Origin of the sequence: Stutzerimonas stutzeri, from assembly GCF_002890915.1 — a bacterium.
Taxonomy (GTDB): Bacteria; Pseudomonadota; Gammaproteobacteria; order Pseudomonadales; family Pseudomonadaceae; genus Stutzerimonas; species Stutzerimonas stutzeri_AF.
The window spans coordinates 20,244-38,585 of the sequence record NZ_POUT01000006.1 but is presented as its reverse complement, the minus strand read 5'-3'; the positions used below and the strand labels follow the sequence as shown (position 1 = coordinate 38,585).

The 18,342-nt window shown below is 68.1% G+C and carries 16 protein-coding genes; 8 read left to right on the top strand and 8 right to left on the bottom strand.

Annotated elements, in window-relative coordinates; translation table 11 throughout:
* The first annotated feature begins 68 nt into the window (after positions 1-68).
* From CXK94_RS11885 to CXK94_RS11850, 8 genes are all read left to right on the top strand, one after another.
* On the top strand, positions 69-758 hold the full coding sequence (locus CXK94_RS11885; RefSeq protein WP_102894503.1) for a thermostable hemolysin: 690 nt from the start codon (positions 69-71) through the stop codon (positions 756-758).
* Entirely contained in the window at positions 742-2,190 is a 1,449-nt protein-coding gene (locus tag CXK94_RS11880; RefSeq protein WP_102894502.1) for an AMP-binding protein, read from the top strand. The genes CXK94_RS11885 and CXK94_RS11880 overlap by 17 nt, the downstream gene beginning before the upstream one ends.
* A gap of 8 nt (positions 2,191-2,198) precedes the next feature.
* Entirely contained in the window at positions 2,199-2,846 is a 648-nt protein-coding gene (locus CXK94_RS11875) for a TenA family transcriptional regulator (protein WP_037043732.1), read from the top strand.
* A gap of 10 nt (positions 2,847-2,856) precedes the next feature.
* Positions 2,857-3,675 carry an SDR family oxidoreductase gene (locus CXK94_RS11870; protein ID WP_102894501.1) on the top strand — a complete coding sequence of 273 codons (819 nt, stop codon included), beginning with the start codon at positions 2,857-2,859 and terminating at the stop codon, positions 3,673-3,675.
* Positions 3,672-4,322, top strand: coding sequence for a tetratricopeptide repeat protein (locus CXK94_RS11865; protein WP_102894500.1), 651 nt, complete (start codon positions 3,672-3,674; stop codon positions 4,320-4,322). Before CXK94_RS11870 ends, CXK94_RS11865 begins: the two co-directional genes overlap by 4 nt.
* Before the next feature lie 51 nt (positions 4,323-4,373).
* Positions 4,374-5,033, top strand: coding sequence for a response regulator (locus tag CXK94_RS11860; RefSeq protein ID WP_102894499.1), 660 nt, complete (start codon positions 4,374-4,376; stop codon positions 5,031-5,033).
* Positions 5,027-6,457, top strand: a complete 1,431-nt coding sequence (locus CXK94_RS11855; RefSeq protein WP_102894498.1) for an ATP-binding protein — start codon at positions 5,027-5,029, stop codon at positions 6,455-6,457. Before CXK94_RS11860 ends, CXK94_RS11855 begins: the two co-directional genes overlap by 7 nt.
* Positions 6,458-6,732: 275 nt before the next feature.
* Positions 6,733-7,284 (top strand): cytochrome b, encoded by a 552-nt coding sequence (locus CXK94_RS11850; RefSeq protein WP_102894497.1) that lies wholly within the window; start codon positions 6,733-6,735, stop codon positions 7,282-7,284.
* A gap of 55 nt (positions 7,285-7,339) precedes the next feature.
* Here the strand turns inward: CXK94_RS11850 and glp are convergent, their stop codons facing one another.
* The 8 genes from glp to CXK94_RS11810 all read right to left on the bottom strand — a co-directional run bounded on the left by glp (position 7,340) and on the right by CXK94_RS11810 (position 18,275).
* Entirely contained in the window at positions 7,340-8,572 is a 1,233-nt protein-coding gene (glp, locus tag CXK94_RS11845; RefSeq protein WP_102894496.1) for a gephyrin-like molybdotransferase Glp, read from the bottom strand.
* Positions 8,569-9,126: a molybdenum cofactor biosynthesis protein B gene (moaB, locus tag CXK94_RS11840; RefSeq protein ID WP_102894495.1), complete on the bottom strand. Its 558-nt coding sequence runs from the start codon at positions 9,124-9,126 to the stop codon at positions 8,569-8,571. The genes glp and moaB overlap by 4 nt, the downstream gene beginning before the upstream one ends.
* A 155-nt stretch (positions 9,127-9,281) precedes the next feature.
* The gene (gene moaA, locus CXK94_RS11835) at positions 9,282-10,271 is read right to left on the bottom strand and encodes a GTP 3',8-cyclase MoaA (protein ID WP_102894494.1); all 990 of its coding nucleotides are present in this window, start codon (positions 10,269-10,271) and stop codon (positions 9,282-9,284) included.
* 110 nt (positions 10,272-10,381) lie between these two features.
* Positions 10,382-11,338 carry a peptidylprolyl isomerase gene (locus tag CXK94_RS11830; RefSeq protein WP_102894493.1) on the bottom strand — a complete coding sequence of 319 codons (957 nt, stop codon included), beginning with the start codon at positions 11,336-11,338 and terminating at the stop codon, positions 10,382-10,384.
* Positions 11,339-11,420: 82 nt separating this feature from the next.
* Complete coding sequence (gene narI / locus CXK94_RS11825; RefSeq protein ID WP_037043551.1) at positions 11,421-12,218, bottom strand: respiratory nitrate reductase subunit gamma; 798 nt, start codon at positions 12,216-12,218, stop codon at positions 11,421-11,423.
* On the bottom strand, positions 12,211-12,966 hold the full coding sequence (narJ, locus tag CXK94_RS11820) for a nitrate reductase molybdenum cofactor assembly chaperone (RefSeq protein WP_102894492.1): 756 nt from the start codon (positions 12,964-12,966) through the stop codon (positions 12,211-12,213). The genes narI and narJ overlap by 8 nt, the downstream gene beginning before the upstream one ends.
* 3 nt (positions 12,967-12,969) lie before the next feature.
* Positions 12,970-14,508, bottom strand: a complete 1,539-nt coding sequence (gene narH / locus CXK94_RS11815) for a nitrate reductase subunit beta (RefSeq protein WP_102894491.1) — start codon at positions 14,506-14,508, stop codon at positions 12,970-12,972.
* Between the two features lie 11 nt (positions 14,509-14,519).
* Complete coding sequence (locus tag CXK94_RS11810; protein WP_102894490.1) at positions 14,520-18,275, bottom strand: nitrate reductase subunit alpha; 3,756 nt, start codon at positions 18,273-18,275, stop codon at positions 14,520-14,522.
* Positions 18,276-18,342: the final 67 nt, after the last annotated feature.

Here is an 18,342-nt window from a genome sequence, read left to right as displayed (position 1 = left end):
CGCGCCTTAAGACTGCCTTAAGTTTGCCGACCAACAATCCGGCCCAGGCTCATAACCGAGGTTCCCCGATGGAACTGCCCTGGGTTGATCACACCGACGCACTGGCGCGTATCGGCCGCGAACCGCCACTGACCCTGCAACTGGCACACGCCAGCCAAGGGGCGCGACGCGCGGCGCTGGAAGACTTCATCCGCCGGCGTTTCGCCGAGCACTATCAGGCACGGGTGCGGCATTTCATGCCCTGCCTGCTTGGCCTGCACAGCGCGAACGGCGAGGTACAGGGCGCGGTCGGTCTGCGCAGCGCCCAGCGTCGCCCGCTGTTTCTCGAACGCTACCTGGACCTGCCGATCGAGCAGGCCGTCAGCCAGCGCTGCGGCCGCGAGGTGGCCCGCGCGGAGATCGTCGAGGTGGGCAACCTGGCCGCCTTCGGCAATGCCTCGGCGCGCCTGCTGATCGTCGCGCTGACCGATCTGCTGGTCGCCCAGGGCTTTCGCTGGGTGGTGTTCACCGGCACGCCGGCGCTGCTCAACAGCTTTCAGCGCCTGGCACTCAACCCGTTGCCGCTGGGCCTGGCCGACCCGGCGCGGATGGGTGAAGAACTCCCCGACTGGGGCAGCTACTACGCCAGCCGGCCCCAGGTGATGGCCGGCGAGATCCTGCCGGGCCATCAGCACCTGCTGCAGCTCGGCGTCTATGCGCGGCTCGGCTACCAGCCCCTGTTCATCGCCGGCGAGGTGCCCCATGCAGCCTGCAGCTGAACGCTTCTGGGCCGCGCTCGAACGGCACGCCGGCATCGCGCTGAGCGAAGGCGCGCGCCAGCTGAGCTACGCCGAACTGCGCCATGAGATCGCCACCCGTGCCAGCCGGCTCGAAACGCTCGGCGTGCAGCGCGTCGCCCTGGCGCTGGACAACGGCCTGGACTGGGCGCTGTGGGATCTGGCCCTGCTGCGCGCCGGGCTGGTCTGCGTCCCGCTGCCCGGCTTCTTCTCGCCCGCCCAGCAGGCGCACGTGTTGCAGCATGCCGGCATCGACTGCCTGATCGGCGCGGCCAGCACGCTGACCGCGCGCGCCGGTTTCGCGCAGCACGAGCCGGGCCTGCTGCTGCGTTCGCACACCGCCGCCACGCCGGTACCGGCCGGCACGCGGAAGATCACCTACACCTCCGGCACCACCGGCCAGCCCAAGGGCGTCTGCCTGGACGCCGCGGCGCAGCTGGCGGTGGCCGAAAGCCTGTGGCAGGCCAGCGGCCCGTGCGACATCCGCCATCACCTGTGCGTGCTGCCGCTGGCCACCCTGCTGGAGAACATCGCCGGGCTCTATGCGCCGCTGCTGGCCGGTGCCCGGATCGAGTTGCGGCCGCTGACGCAGATCGGCTTCTCCGGCAGTGCCGGCTTCGACCTGCCGCGCTTTCTCGCCACGCTGAATGAAAGCCGGCCGCACAGCCTGATCCTGCTGCCGCAGCTGCTGCTGGCGCTGGTCAGCGCCGCCGAGCAGGGCCTGCCGCTGCCGGCCTCGCTGCGCTTCGTCGCGGTCGGTGGCGGGCGGGTGGCACCGCAGCTGCTCGAACGCGCCGAGCGGCTCGGCCTGCCGGTGTACGAGGGCTATGGCTTGTCCGAGTGCGCCTCGGTGGTCTGCCTGAACACACCCGAAGCGCGGCGCATCGGCAGCGTCGGCCGGCCGCTGCCACACCTGGCGCTGCGCCTGGCCGATGACGGCGAGGTGCTGGTCCGGGGGCCGCGCATGCTCGGCTATCTCGGCGAGCCGGCGCTCGACGGTGAGTGGCTGGCGAGCGGCGACCTGGGGCATTTCGAGGACGGCTTCCTCATCCTCCACGGGCGCAAGAAGCACCAGTTCGTCACCGCCTACGGGCGCAACGTCAACCCCGAATGGGTGGAGGCCGAGCTGGTCCAGCAGGCGCCGATCGCCCAGGCCTGGCTGCACGGCGAAGCGCTGGCGCAGAACGTCGCCGTGCTGGTGCCACGACGCGCCGACTGCAGCGATGCCGAACTGGCCCGGGCGGTCGAGCGGGTGAATGCCGGCCTGCCGGACTACGCCCGCGCACACCACTGGCTGCGCGCAGCCGAACCCTTTTGCAGCGACAACGGCCTGGCCACCGCCAACGGCCGGCTGCGCCGCCCGGCCCTGCTGGAACGCTACCTGGCGGCGATCGACGCCCTTCAATCCCGATGAGGTACACCATGGAATTCTTCGACCAGTTGCAACACCAGACCAGCGCCGAACGCGAATACCTGCTGGCCTCGCCGATCATCCATGCCGCGCTGGCCGGCACCGCCAGCCACGCGCAGTACATCGCCTTCCTCACCCAGGCCTATCACCACGTCAAGCACACCGTGCCGCTCTTGATGGCCTGCGGCGCGCGCCTGCCGGAGCGGCTGGAATGGCTGCGCGAGGCCATCGCCGAATACATCGAGGAAGAGATCGGCCACCAGGAGTGGATCCTCAACGACATCCGCGCCTGTGGCGGCGATGCCGAGGCGGTGCGCCACGGCCAGCCGGCGCTGCCCACCGAGCTGATGGTCGCCTATGTCTACGACCGCATCGCCCGGCACAACCCGGCGAGCTTCTTCGGCATGGTCAACGTGCTCGAAGGCACCAGCATCGCCCTGGCCACCCAGGCCGCCGGCGTGCTGCAGGCCAAGCTCGAGCTGCCGGCCAAGGCGTTCAGCTACCTGACCTCCCACGGCAGCCTGGATCTGGAACACATCGAGTTCTTCAAGAAGCTGATGAACCGCCTCGACGACGAGCACGACAAGGCCGCCGTGGTGCATACGGCCCGCGTGGTGTACCGCCTCTACGGCGACATCTTCCGCAGCCTGACGGCCTGAGGGCGCGACCATGCAACTCAATCAATGTCGCGCCCTGCTCACCGGCGCCAGCGGCGGCATCGGCCGGATGCTGGTCGAACGGCTCTGTGCCGGCGGCGCCCGGCTGCTGCTGGTGGGGCGCGACAGCCTCGCCCTGGAAGACCTCGCCCGGCGCTATCCCGGCCAGCTCAGCCTGGTCTGCGCCGACCTCGCCCAGCGCAGCGGCCGGCAGACGGTGCTCGACGCCGCGCGCCGCTTCGGCGGGCTCAACTGCGTGATCAACGCCGCGGGGATCAACCAGTTCACACTGCTCGAACAGCAGGACGAAGACGCCATCGCCCGGCTGATCGGCGTCAACGTCACCGCCACGCTGCAACTCACCCACCTGCTGCTGCCGCTGCTGCGCCAGCAACCGCAGGCACTGCTGGTCAACCTCGGCTCGACCTTCGGCTCGATCGGCTACCCGGGCTTCGCCGCCTACTGCGCCAGCAAGTTCGCCGTGCGCGGTTTCTCCGAGGCGCTGCGCCGCGAGCTGGCCGACAGCCACGTCAAGGTGCTCTACATCGCGCCGCGGGCCACCCGCACGGCGATGAACAGCGCCGACGTGGTGGCGATGAACGACGCACTCAAGGTCGGCATGGACGACCCGCAGGCCGTCGCCCGGCAGATCGTCCGCGCCATCGTCGCCGAGCGCGAGGAGCTCTACCTCGGCTGGCCGGAAAAGCTCTTCGTGCGCCTCAACAGCCTGCTGCCGCGGCTGGTCGACCAGGCGCTGCGCAAGCAGCTGCCGGTGATCAAGCGCTTCGCCCGCAGCGCGCCCCGTCCGACCCCACCTGGAGAACAGCCATGAAATACCTCATCGGTCTCTGCTGCACCCTGCTGGCGCTGGCCAGCCAGCCCTCCTTCGCCCTCAGCCCGGCCAGCGAGACGGCGCTGCGCCAGGTGCAGGCGCGCTGGGCCGAGATCAACTACCGGCTACCACCGGCGCAGCGCGAAGCGGCCTTCGCCAGGCTCGCCACCGAGGCCGAAAGCGCCGTGGCCGGCGAACCGCGGGCCGCCGAGCTGCATATCTGGCACGGCATCGTGCTGAGCACCTGGGCCGGCGCCAAGGGCGGCCTCGGCGCGCTCGGCCTGGTCAAGCAGGCCAAGGCCGAGCTGGAGAAGGCCATCGAGCTCGACCCCAGGGCGCTGGACGGCTCGGCCTACACCAGCCTGGCCAGCCTCTACTACCAGGTGCCCGGCTGGCCGATCGGCTTCGGCGACGACGACAAGGCCGAGGCGCTGTTCAAACAGGCGCTGGCGCAAAACCCGAACGGCATCGACCCGAACTATTTCCATGGCGATTTCCTGCTGCGCCAGAAACGCTACGGCGAAGCCCGCGCGGCGTTGCAGAAGGCCCTCGCCGCGCCGGACCGCCCCGGCCGCGCAGTCGCCGATGCCGGCCGCCGCGACGAGGCCCGCGCCTTGCTCGCCCAAGTCGAGGAAAAGCTGGAATAACCACGCGCTACGGCGTTGAATGCACGGCAACACCGGAGCAAGAGGAACCACATGCGCATTCTGCTGGTGGAAGACGATCGCGCCCTCGGCGAGGGCATCCGCACCGCGCTCAAACCCGAGGGCTACACGGTCGACTGGCTGCAGGACGGCGCCAGCGCGCTGCATGCGCTGAGCCACGAGAGCTTCGAGCTGGCCATCCTCGACCTTGGCCTGCCGCGCCTCGACGGTCTGGACGTGCTCAAGCGCCTGCGCGCCGCGGCCAACCCGGTGCCGGTGCTGGTGCTCACCGCGCGCGATGCCACCAGCGACCGCATCGCCGGGCTGGATGCCGGCGCCGACGACTACCTGGTCAAGCCGTTCGACGTCGCCGAGCTCAAGGCGCGTCTGCGCGCGCTGCTGCGGCGCAGCTTCAATCGCCCGGAGCCGGTGCTGGAGTACCGTGGCATTCTGCTCGATCCGGTCAACCAGCAGGTCAGCTACCAGGGCGCGTCGGTCAACCTGCCGCGCAAGGAGTTCGTCCTGCTCCACGAACTGCTCGCCCAGCCCGGCCGCGTGCTGACCCGCGACCGGCTGCAGCAGGCGCTCTACGGCTGGGACGAGGAGATCGAGAGCAACGCGCTGGAAGTGCACATCCACCACCTGCGCCGCAAGTTCTTCCCCGAGCTGATCCGCACCGTGCGCGGCGTCGGCTACCTGGTGGATAAATGCTGAAGCGCTCGATCCGCCAGCGCACCCTGGCGCTGCTGCTCGGCACCCTGCTGCTGTCGCTGAGCCTGATCTCCTGGCGCAGCTACCGCGACGCCCACCACGAGATCGAAGAGCTGTTCGACGCCCAGCTGGCGCAGAGCGCGCGGCTGGTGCAGGGTCTGATCGTGAGCGAGATGAGCCCGCAGGCACGGCAGGCCCTGCAGACGGCGCTGGACGCGGCGGTGAACGCGCGGCGCGACCAGGGCGTGCCCGGCCACGACTACGAGAGCAAGCTGGGCTTCCAGGTCTTCGCCGCGGACGGCCGCACCGTGCTGCAATCGGCCGGCGCCCCGGATGGCGCGCTGCAGCAACTGCTGGCCAGTACCGGCGCGGCGACGGAGCAGCCCTTCGCCCGGCTGGGCGGCGGTTATCACGACGTCGTGCTCGACGGCCGCGCCTGGCGGCTGTTCCTGCTGCAGGACCACCAGGACGCGTTGTGGATCCTGGTCAGCGAGCGCGGCGACGTGCGCGGCGAGCTGGTCGGCAAGATCGCCCGGCGCAGCCTGCTGCCGGACCTCATCGGCCTGCCGCTGCTGGCCCTGCTGATCTGGCTGGCGGTGGGCTGGGGCCTGCGGCCGCTGGCGCGCATGGCGCAGCTGCTCAAGGCGCGCGATCCGGACAACCTCGCACCACTGCTGCTGGCGCCACTGCCACGGGAGCTGGAGCCGGTCGCCGCCTCGCTGAACCGCCTGCTGCAGCAGCTCAACCAGCTGGTCGAGCGCGAGAAGCGTTTCATTGCCGACGCCGCCCACGAACTGCGCACGCCGCTGGCGGTGCTGCGCATCCACGCGCAGAACGCCCAACAGGCCGCAAGCGAGCGGGAACGCGAAGAAGCGCTCGAACAACTGCTCGCCGGCGTCGACCGCACCACCCGGGTGGTCACCCAGCTGCTCACCCTCGCCCGCCTGGAGCCCAGCGCCCAGCAGTTGCGCCTGGCGCCGCTGGACCTTCGCGCCCTGGTGCGCGAGACGCTCGCCGAGCTGACGCCGCTGGCGCTGGCGCGCGAGCAGGAGCTGACCCTGGAGGCCGACGAACACGCCGACCTGCGCCTGGACGGCGATGCCGCAAGCCTGGCCACCCTGCTGCAGAACCTGGTGGGCAATGCGCTGGAATACACGCCGTGCGGCGGACGCATCGAGGTGCAGCTGCATGGCGACAGCGATCGCTTGACCCTCGAAGTCGCCGACAGCGGCCCGGGCATCGCCGTCGAACTGCGTCCGCAGCTGTTCGAACGCTTCTTCCGTCTCGGCGAAGGCCAGGGCGCCGGGCTCGGCCTGTCGATCGTCGCCCGCATCGCCGAGCTGCACGGCGCCACGGTCGAGCTGCTGGACTCGCCGCTGGGTGGGCTGCGGGTCGTGGTGCGCCTGCCCAGACAGCGGCAGCGCTGACGGCCCCTCCCCGCGCCGTGGGCTGGATAACGGCGCTGCCTTATCCCGCGAACCAGTCCGGCAAATGGACAGCGCTGCCGCGACGGGGCGTGGCGGTGGAAAAGGCCTTTGGCCGTTTTCCACCCTACGGCAGCCAGAACCCGTGCAGTCCGTAGGGTGGATGGCCGAAGCCATCCACCGCCAACCGGCTGCGGCAACACGCCCTACCCCTCGCTAAGCTTCGCTTAAGTTTCGCTACCTAGAATGGCCGCATTACCCATACGCGGAGTAGTGAAATGAACGGTAAAACGGGACCGGCGAGCTACGGGCGGCTGTCCATCGGTTTGCACTGGCTGATGCTGCTGTTGATCGCCGCGGTGTACGCGACCATCGAACTCAAGGGCAATTTCGCCAAGGGCAGCGAGCCGCGCGAGCTGCTCAAGCACTGGCACTTCATGCTCGGCCTGACGGTGTTCGCGCTGGTCTGGCTGCGCCTGCTGGCGCGCTGGCTGCGGCCGGCACCGAACGCCGTGGCGGGTGCCGCCTGGGAACAGGCGCTGGCGAAAGCGATGCACCTGGCGCTGTACGGGCTGATGATCGGCCTGCCGCTGCTGGGCTGGCTGACACTCAGCGCCGCGGACAAGCCGATCCCCTTCTTCGGCCTCGAACTGCCGGCGCTGGTCGCGCCGAATCCCGACCGGGCCGGGCAACTCAAGGAGCTGCATGAAGTGTTGGCGCAGGCCGGCTACTGGCTGATCGGCCTGCACGCGGCGGCCGCGCTGTTCCACCAGTACGTGCGCCGCGACGGCACCCTGCAGCGGATGCTGCCGCACCGGCGCCAGGCCTGAGGCGCGGACGTGAAAACGCCCGGTCGGCTCGCCAGCGACCGGGCGTTCGCCTGTTTCAGCCGAGCAGGTCGCTGAACGGCAGGTACTCCACCGGCTGGCCTTCTTCGAGCGTGCGGTTGCACTCGACGATGGCCAGCCCCTCGGCCCAGCTGGCGGAGGTCAGCATCGCCGAGCCCTGGCGCGGATGCAGGCAGACACGCAGCTCGCCCTCGACCGTCTCCAGCCGCGCGCGCAGGTACTGGCGCCGGCTGTTGAGCTTGCGCCAGGCGAAGCCGGCCGGCAGGCGCAGCGGCTTGGGCAGCACCTCGCTGCAGCCCTGGGCGCGCAACAGGAACGGCCGCGCCACCACCAGCGAGGTGATCAGCGCCGCGGCCGGATTGCCCGGCAGGCCGATCCACGGCTTGCCGCCCACTTCACCGAAAGCCAACGGCTTGCCCGGCTGGATCGCCAGGCGCCACAGGTGCAGCTCGCCGAGTTCGCGGATCGCCTGCTTGAGGTGATCCTCCTCGCCCACCGAGACACCGCCGGAGGTGATCAGCAGGTCCCACTCCGAAGCGGCCAGGGCCAGGGCGTCGCGGCTGGCGGCCAGTTCGTCGGCCAGGATCTCGTAGTCGTGCACCTCCAGGCCGAGGCTGCGCAGCACGCCGAGCAGGCAGTAGCGGTTGGAGTTGTAGATCTGCCCCGGCGCCAGCGGCTGGCCCGGTTCGCGCAACTCGTTGCCGCTGGACAGCAGGCCGACGCGCAGCCGGCGGTAGACCGCGACGCGGGCGACGCCGAAGCTCGCCAGCAGCCCCAGTTCCTGCGGCCGCAGGCGCTTGCCGGCCTGCAGCACCGGCGCCCCGGCCGCCAGCTCCTCGCCTTGGCGGCGTACATGGGCGCCGCGGCTGACCGCCGGCAGGTGCACGCGATCGGCCTCGACTTGGCAATCCTCCTGCGCCACCACGGTGTCGGCCCCCGGTGGCAGCGGTGCGCCGGTGAAGATGCGCACGGCATGCCCGGCCGGCAGTCGCTGCTCGGCCGCGTCGCCGGCGGCGATCCGCCCGGCCAGCGGCAGCCAGCCGCCCTCGGCGGGCAGGTCGGCGGCGCACAAGGCGTAGCCGTCCATCGCGCTGTTGTCCCAGGCCGGCACCGGGAACGGTGCGCTCAACGGCTCGGCCAGCACGCGGCCGAGGGCATCGGACAGCGCCACGTACTCCACCGCGGGCAGGGGCGGGACACGGGCGAGCAGCTCGTCGATCGCCTCGTCAACCGGCCGCAGGCCCTTGCTGTCGCAACCGCAGGCGCTCATGAGCGGCTCCCGCAGCAAACGCGCGGCTGCTCATCCAGCGAGGCTTTCAGGTGGGCGACGAAGTTGCACGGGCCGGTGCGGCTGTCGAGCTGCTCGCCAAGAATCTTCTGCCAGGCAGCGCGGCAGGCATTGGGCGAGCCCGGCAGGCAGCACACCAGGGTGCCGTTGCTGATCCCGGCCAGGGCCCGCGACTGCAGCGCCGAGGTGCCGATCTCGGCCAGCGAGACATGGCGGAACAGCTCGCCGAAGCCGTCGACCTGTTTGTCCAGCAGCGGCTGTACCGCCTGCGGGGTGTTGTCGCGGGCGGTGAAGCCGGTGCCGCCGGTGATCAGTACCACCTGCACCGTCGCATCGGCGATCCAGTTACTGACCCGGGCGCGGATCTGCCAGATGTCGTCGATGACGATGGCGCGCTCGGCCAGCGCATGGCCGGCACCTGCGAGGTGGTCGACCAGCACCTGCCCCGAGGTGTCGTTGGCCAGGGTGCGGGTGTCGCTGACGGTCAGCACCGCGATATTGAGCGGCTGGAATTCATGGGTGGACAGATGAGCCATGGCTCGCAACTCCGTGGAAAAATTTGCTGCAGGCTGAGCCTGCGGTGGGTCGGGGACCATTCCCCGTTGGAGGTATTTCCTCACCCTAGCCGCTCTCTGCCGGGCGCGCCGCCGGCTGCGACCACGCGTCGCAAACGCGTCAGGCGCCGGCCGTTTCAACCGCCGCTGGCATTCATGAAGCGCAGCACCTGGACCTCGCCAGCGTGGGAGAACTCGTGGCGCAGCGGTTTGCGTTGCAACGCGGCGTGAATGGCGTCGATCAGCGGCTGGTCGCTGGTCGGGTGGCGGCGCAGCAGTGCGCGCAGGTCGATGGAATGCTCGTGGCCCAGGCACAGCAGCAGGCGCCCCTCCACGGTCAGCCGCACGCGGTTGCAAGTGGCGCAGAAGTTGTGCGAATGCGGCGAGATGAAGCCGATGCGCGTCTGCGGATGCTCCGGCAGGCGCACATAGCGCGCCGGGCCGCCGCTCTGCTCGGCCGAATCGATCAGCGCGTGACGCGCGGCGATCAGCGCCTTGACCTCGTCGCTGGAGCAGAAGCTCTCGCCGCGCGAACGGCCGACATCGCCCAGCGGCATTTCCTCGATGAAGCTCAAATCCAGCCCGCCGGCGATGGCGAAATCCACCAGGTCGGCGACCTCCTCGGCGTTGCGGCCCTTCATCACCACGGCATTGAGCTTGATCCGCTCGAAGCCGGCGGCGCGCGCCGCATCGATGCCGTCGAGCACCTGCTGCAGCTGGCCGGTGCGGGTAATGGCGTGGAATTTCTCGGCGTCCAGGCTATCCAGGCTGATATTCAGCCGTTTCACGCCAGCCCGCGCCAGTGGCTCGGCAAGCCTGACCAGCTGCGAGCCGTTGGTGGTCATCACCAGTTCGCGCAGCCCGGGCAAGGCCGCGATGCGCTCGCAGAGACCGACGATGCCCTGGCGTACCAGCGGCTCGCCGCCAGTGAGGCGGATCTTCTTCACGCCCAGCCCGACGAAGATGCGCGCGATGCGCTCCAGCTCCTCCAGACCGAGCACCTGCTGGCGCGGCAGGAAGGTCATGTCCTCGGCCATGCAGTAGACGCAGCGGAAATCGCAGCGGTCCGTCACCGACATGCGCAGGTAGTCGATCTGGCGGTCGTGGGCATCGCGTAGTTGAGTCATCGATAACACCTCTGAAGCCTCGTAGGGTGGATGACGCTTTTTTCATCCACCAGGGCCCTGCCCGGTGGATGGGTGAAGCGTCATCCACCCTACGTAGAGCCAAGCCGCGGTTACTGCATCAGCGGGGTTTCCGCGCCCTGCAGGTGGATGCCCTCGATGTTCGCCGCCTCCACCAGGTTCTGCAGGTACTGGCTGACGCCGATCTGCCAGACGCGCTGGTTGAGTTCGGCGCGAATCGCACCGGCGACCGCCTCGTAGGGCAATTGCTCGCCCTCGATACGCTGGTCGACGAACGCCAGGTGGTAGCCGTAGCGGCTTTCCAGCGGCTGCTGGCAGAGGCCGACCGGCAGACGGAACAGCTGGCGCTCGAACTCCGGCACGGTCTGGCCCTTGCTGATCTGCCCCAGCGCCCCGCCCTGCTCCTTGGACGGACAGGCCGAATGCTGCAGCGCGAGCTCGGCGAAGCGTTGCGGCGCCGCCTGCAGTTGCTGCAACAGGCCCAGCGCCTGCTCGCGCGCCAGGCTACGTGCCTCGGCGTCATCCGCCGGACAGGCCAGCAGGATGTGCCGCGCGGCCAGCAGCGGCGCGCTGAAGAAGCGCTGACGATTGCCGTTGTAGTACTGCCGGCAGGTCGCCTCGTCGGCCAGCGGCAGCGGCACTTCCTGTTCGATCAGCGTCCGCGTGGCCGCTTCCTCCTCGCTTTCGCCGGACGCCGCCTGCACCACCAGGCCGAGTTCGGCGATGCGCTGCTGCAACAGCTCGCGCACCACCAGTGCCTGGGTCGCCAGAAAGACCGCCTCGTCGCGGCTCTCGGCGGGGTGATACTGCAATTCCTGGGCGATGGCCTGGGGCGCGATCGCCACCCCGTTGACCCGCACCCGCGGCCATTCCTGTTCGCTGCTGGCGATCAGCAGCGGTTCGCCGGCGGCCTGTTCCCCGACGGGCTCGATTTCTTCTTCATGCGGCAGCTCCTCGAACAGAGGGGCCTCGGCCGGCACTTCGATTTCCGGGCGGGCGCCACCACCGCAGCCGCCGCCTCCCGTGCTTCCACCACATCCACAACCCATGATGACTACCTCGATAAAAACCGTTGAAGGTCGATCCGATCGGCCACGGCGACCGGCGCGCTAAGCACCGGCCGCCGGGACCTCAGGCCGGGGTCTTGCTCTTGGCGGTGGCGTAGCCCGGCACGGCGGCCGGTGCGCTGCCTTCGCGGGCCGGCGCCTCGTAGGTGCGCGGGCGCTGCGGGCGCGGCATGGCCGGCTTGACGCCCTTCTGCCGGACGATCTGGTAGCGCCGCCCCAGGTACCACACCGGCGCGCTGACGATGTGCACCAGGCGGGTGAAGGGGAACAGCACGAACAGGGTCATGCCGAGGAACACGTGCAGCTTGTAGATCACGCTGACCGACTCGATGGCGCCTGCGGCCTTGACCGGCTGCAGGGTGACCAGGCTCTGCGCCCAGGTGCCCAGCAGCACCATCACCGAACCGTCCAGGTGGCCGGTGGAGGCGACGATGGTCAGCAGACCCAGCACCAGCTGCGCCAGCAGCACGAACAGGATCATGATGTCGCTGGTGTTGGAGGTGGCCCGCACGCGCGCGTCGGTCAGCCGGCGCTGGATCAGCATCACCAGGCCGATCAGGCAGAGGATGCCGAAGAAGCCACCGGACACCATCGCCACGATCTGCTTCTGACCGCTGCTGATGAAGTGGTGATACAGCGCCTCGGGCATCAGCAGGCCGACGAAGTGACCGGCCAGGATGAAGATGATGCCGACGTGGAACAGGTTGCTCGCCAGGCGCATGCGGTTGTTCGACAGCATCTGGCTCGAGCCGGCCTTCCAGCTGTACTGCGACAGGTCGAAGCGCGCCCAGCTGCCGATCAGGCAGATGGCCAGGGCGATGTAGGGGTAGACCCCGAACAGCAGGAAATTGAAGTTAGACATTGCGCACCTCCTGGGCGAGCGCGGCGGCCTGCCCGTCATGCTTGAAATCGGTCCAGTGCAGCGGCACCGGGCTTTCCTCGCGGGCCTTGCCCGGCCCGCTCGGCATGGATGGGCAGCGATCCTGCTGCTCGGCCTGGAGGAAGTTCACCTGCTCCTCCTCCCAGACCTTGTCCAGGGCCTCCAGCGAGTCGTCGCGTTCCTCGGCGGCAACCTGCTCCTGCAGGCCGGCCAGGGTTTCCTGCACCGGCTCGCCGGCGATCTGCAGCAGTGCGGTGAAGCACGCGGCATGCGGGCTCTCGCGTTCCTGCAGACGGGCCGCCAGCAAGGCCAGCAGATGGGCGACATCGGCCAGCCCCTCGCGGGCCTCGAGTTCCTCGCGGGTGGCGAGATACTCGAGGTACAGCGGGATGTAGTCCGGCAGCTCGCGCACGCCGATGGCGAAGCCGGCCTCGGTGTACTGCGCCATCAGGTCGACCATGGCCTGGCCGCGATCGCGGGACTCGCCATGCACGTGCTCGAACAGGAGCAGCGACAGCGCGCGGCCGCGGTCGAACAGGTCGGTGTAGCGCTCCTGCACGTCCATCAGGTCGCCTTCGGTCAGCTCGTCGAGCAGGCGGCGCAGCGCGATGCGCTGCTCCGGGCTGATCTCGCGAGCCGAGCCGATGGCCTGGGCCAGTTCGGCATGGCCGTCGCGCAGGTGCTGGTCGGGATAGTCCAGCAGCAGGGAAATCACTTTAAGGATGCGCATGGCTCAGTCCTCCCACAGCTGGACGGTCTTGATGATGTCGCGGCGGTTGGCCTTCCTGGCGCCGAACATATTGGTGTCCGAGGCGCCCGAGCAGCCGCTGCCGAAGCTGAAGCCGCAACCGGAGCGCTCGGCGAAGGCATCGCTCATGGCCTCTTCGCGGTGCGCGGTCGGGATCACGTAGCGGTCCTCGTAGTTGGCGATGGCCAGGTAGCGGTACATGTCCTCCACCTGGGCCACCGACAGACCGACGCTCTCCAGCACCTTGAGGTCCTGCACGCCATCGACCTGCTCGGCGCGCTTGTAGGCACGCATGGCGAGCATGCGCTTGAGCGCCAGCTTGACCGGCTCCTCGTCACCTGCGGTGAGCAGGTTGGCCAGGTAACGCAGCGGGATGCGCAGGCTGTCGACGTCCGGCAGCACGCCGTCCATGCTGACGTGACCGGCGCTGGCGGCGTTCTGGATCGGCGACAGCGGCGGCACGTACCACACCATCGGCAGCGTGCGGTATTCCGGGTGCAGCGGCAGGGCCAGCTTCCAGTCCACCGCCATCTTGTAGACCGGCGACTTCTGCGCGGCTTCGATCACCGACATCGGAACGCCGTCGTTGAGCGCCTGCTCGATGACCTTCGGGTCGAACGGATCGAGGAAGATCTCCAGCTGCTTGGCGTACAGGTCCTGCTCGTTGACGGTGCTGGCCACTTCATGGATGCGGTCGGCGTCGTACAGCAGCACGCCGAGGTAGCGGATGCGGCCCACGCAGGTCTCGGCACAGACGGTCGGCATGCCGGCCTCGATGCGCGGGAAGCAGAAGATGCACTTCTCGGATTTGCCGCTCTTCCAGTTGAAGTAGATCTTCTTGTACGGGCAGCCGCTGATGCACATGCGCCAGCCGCGGCACTTCTCCTGGTCGATGAGGACGATGCCATCCTCCTCGCGCTTGTAGATCGCACCGCTCGGGCAGGACGCGGCGCAGGCCGGGTTCAGGCAGTGCTCGCACAGGCGCGGCAGGTACATCATGAAGGTGTTTTCGTACTGGCCGTAGATGTCGGCCTGCACCTTGTCGAAGTTCTTGTCCTTGCGGCGCTTGGCGAACTCGGTACCGAGGATTTCCTCCCAGTTCGGGCCCCACTCGATCTTCTCCATGCGCTGGCCGGAGACCAGCGAGCGCGGACGTGCCACCGGCTGATGCTCGGAAATCGGCGCGGTGTGCAGGTTCTGGTAGTCGAAGTCGAACGGCTCGTAGTAGTCGTCGATCGTCGGCAGGTCCGGATTGGCGAAGATGTTCGCCAGCACGCGGAACTTGCCGCCGATCTTCGGGTTGATGGTGCCGTCGCCGTTGCGCACCCAGCCGCCCTTCCACTTGTCCTGGTTTTCCCACTCCTTCGGGTAGCCGATGCCGGGCTTGGTCTCGACGTTGTTGAACCAGGCGTATTCCATGCCTTCGCGGCTGGTCCAGACGTTCTTGCAGGTGATCGAGCAGGTGTGGCAGCCGATGCACTTGTCCAGGTTCAGGACCATGCCTACTTGTGAACGAATCTTCATGGCCTTATTCCTCAGATGTCTTGCGGCAGGGGTTGCGGCAGGTCATTGCCGTTCGGGCCGTCGAGCCAGTCGACCTTGGCCATCTTGCGCACCACGACGAACTCGTCACGGTTGCAACCCACGGTGCCGTAGTAGTTGAAGCCGTACGCCTGCTGGGCGTAGCCGCCGATCATGTGGGTGGGCTTGAGCACCACGCGGGTCACCGAGTTGTGGTGGCCGCCGCGGGTCTTGGTGCTCTCGGCGCCCGGCACGTTCACGATGCGTTCCTGGGCGTGGTACATCATCACCATGCCTTCCATCACGCGCTGGCTGACCACCGCGCGGGCGGTCAGAGCGCCATTGGCGTTGAAGCACTCGATCCAGTCGTTGTCCTCGATGCCGGCCTTCTTGGCGTCGACTTCGGACATCCACACGATCGGGCCGCCACGGCTGAGGGTGAGCATGATCAGGTTGTCCGAGTAGGTGCTGTGGATGCCCCACTTCTGGTGCGGGGTGATCCAGTTCAGGACGATCTCGGGGTTGCCGTTGCTCTTCTTGCCCTTCACGTAATCGATGGTGCGGGTGTTGATCGGCGGCCGGTAGCTCATCAGCTGCTCGCCGAAGGCCTGCATCCAGGGGTGATCCTGGAAGAACTGCTGGCGACCGGTGATGGTGCGCCACGGGATGTACTCGTGGACGTTGGTGTAGCCGGCGTTGTACGACACATGCTCGTCTTCCAGGCCTGACCAGGTCGGGCTGGAGATGATCTTGCGCGGCTGCGCCTGGATGTCACGGAAGCGGATCGCCTCGTGCTCCTTGGGCAGCGCCAGGTGGCTGTGGTCGCGGCCGGTGAATTCCGACAGCGCGGCCCAGGCCTTCACGGCAACGTGACCGTTGGTTTCCGGTGCCAGGCTGAGGATGACCTCGGCAGCATCGATGGCCGATTCGATCTGCGGCCGGCCCTGGCTGACGCCCTCCTCGCGCACGGTGTAGTTCAGCTCGCCGAGGAAATCGACCTCGTGCTGGGTGTTCCAGTTGATGCCCTTGCCGCCGTTGCCGAGCTTGTCGAGCAGCGGGCCGAGGGAGGTGAACTTCTTGTAGGTGGCCGGGTAGTCGCGCTCGACCACGGCCATGTTCGGGCAGTTCTTGCCCGGCTGCGGATCGACGCCCGCGGTTTTCCAGTCGCTGCCGCCGAACGGCTGCGCCAGTTCGCCGGGGCTGTCGTGCAGGAGCGGCACGGTGACCAGGTCCTTCTCCACGCCCAGCTGACCTTCGGCCATCTTCGAGAAGGCCTTGGCGATGCCCTTGTAGATCTCCCAGTCGGACTTGGCTTCCCAGGCCGGATCGATGGCCGCCGACAGCGGGTGGATGAAGGGGTGCATGTCCGAGGTGTTCATGTCGTCCTTCTCGTACCAGGTCGCGGTCGGCAGAACGATGTCGGAGTACACGCAGGTCGAGGACATGCGGAAATCGAGGGTGGTGACCAGGTCGAGCTTGCCGATAGCGCCCTCGTCCTGCCATTCGGCTTCGAGCGGCTTGAAGCCGTCGCGCTTGCCGAGGTCCTCGTTCATCACGCCGTTCCTGGTGCCCAACAGGTACTTGAGCATGTACTCGTGGCCCTTGCCCGAACTGCCCAGGAGGTTGGAGCGCCAGACGAACATGTTGCGCGGGAAGTTATCCGGATTGTCCGGCTGTTCGCAGGCGAACTTCAGCGATCCGTCCTTCAGCGACTGGGTAACGTAGTCGACCGGCGACATGCCGGCAGCCTCGGCGTCACGGCAGATCTGCAGCGGGTTGCGGTTGAGCTGCGGTGCGCTCGGCAGCCAGCCGGCGCGTTCGGCGCGGATGTTGTAGTCGAGCATGTGCTCGGGGAACTGCGACTTGTCGGCCAGCGGCGAGAGCACCTCGTGGATGCTCATCTTCTCGTGGCGCCACTGCGAGCTGTGGTTGTAGAAGAAGCTGGTGCCGTTCATCTGCCGCGGCGGACGGCTCCAGTCGAGGCCGAAGGCCAGCGGCAGCCAGCCGCACTGCGGACGCAGCTTTTCCTGACCCACGTAGTGCGCCCAGCCGCCACCGGTCTGGCCCACGCAACCGCACAACATCAGCATGTTGATCAGGCCGCGGTAGTTCATGTCCATGTGGTACCAGTGGTTCATCGCCGCACCGACGATGATCATGGAACGGCCATGGGTCTTGTCGGCGTTGTCGGCGAACTCACGGGCGATCTGGATGGCCTTCTCGCGCGAGACGCCGGTGATCTTTTCCTGCCAGGCCGGGGTGCCCGGCACGCTGGCATCGTCGTAGCTGGACGCGACATTGGCGCCGCCCAGGCCACGGTCGATACCCAGGTTGGCGGCCATCAGGTCGAACACGGTGGCGACCTTGGTGGTGCTGCCGTCGGCCAGGGTGATGGTACGGACCGGCACGCGGCGCAGCTGGATGCTTTCGCCTTCGGCGTGCTGGAAGTGCTCGTGCTGGATGCCGCCGAAGTACGGGAAGGCGACCTCGGCGGTCTCGCCGCCCTCGATCTGGCTCAGGCGCAGGTCGACGTCACGGCCTTCCTGGCCTTCGCGGGCCTCGATGTTCCACTTGCCCTTCTCGCCCCAGCGGTAGCCGATCGACCCCAGCGGCGAGACCAGCACGCCGGTCTTGTCGTCGACGGCGATGGTCTTCCACTCGGGGTTGTTCTCCTGGCCGAGGTTATCGGCGAGGTCCGAGGCGCGCAGGAAGCGATCGGCCACAAAGCTACCGTCCTTCTCGTTCAGGCGCACCAGCACCGGCAGGTCGGTGTAGCGCTTGGCGTAGTCGCGGAAGTACGCGCTCGGCTTTTGGAGGTGGAATTCCTTGAAGATGACGTGGGCGAAGGCCTGGGCCAGCGCGGCGTCGGTGCCCTGCTTCGGATTGAGCCAGAGGTCGGTGAGCTTGGCGACTTCGGCGTAGTCCGGGGTGATGGCGACGGTCTTGGTGCCCTTGTAGCGGACCTCGGTGAAGAAGTGCGCATCCGGCGTACGCGTCTGCGGGACGTTGGAGCCCCAGGCGATGATGTAGTTGGAGTTGTACCAGTCGGCCGACTCCGGCACGTCGGTCTGCTCGCCCCAGATCTGCGGCGAGGCCGGCGGCAGGTCGCAGTACCAGTCGTAGAACGACAGGCACACGCCACCGATCAGCGACAGGTAACGGGAACCTGCGGCGTAGGAAACCATGGACATCGCCGGGATCGGCGAGAAGCCGATGACGCGGTCCGGGCCGTACTGCTTGACGGTGTAGACGTTGGCCGCGGCGATGATCTCGTTGACTTCGTCCCAGCTGGAGCGGATGAAGCCGCCCATGCCGCGCTTGCTCTTGTAGGACTCGGCCTTGGCCTTGTCCTCGACGATGCTGGCCCAGGCGTCCACCGGGGTCATGTTGCGCCGCGCCTCGCGCCACAGTTTCAGCAGCGGCTTGCGCACCTTCGGATACTTCAGGCGGTTGGCGCTGTAGATGTACCAGCTGTAGCTGGCCCCGCGCGGACAGCCGCGCGGCTCGTGGTTGGGCAGGTCGTTGCGGGTGCGCGGGTAGTCGGTCTGCTGGGTTTCCCAGGTGATCAGGCCGTTCTTCACGTAGATCTTCCAGGAGCACGACCCGGTGCAGTTCACCCCGTGGGTGGAACGCACGATCTTGTCGTACTGCCAGCGCGAGCGGTAGACGTTCTCCCAGTCGCGGGATTCGATGCGGGTTTCACCATGACCATCGGCGAACTCGCCCTGCTTCCTGTTGAAGAAGCGCAGTTGATCGAGCAAGTGGCTCATCGTTTTCTCTCCTCACTCCGGTTGCGAACCACTGGCCCGACCGGTCGGCTTATCGATCTCGGCTGGC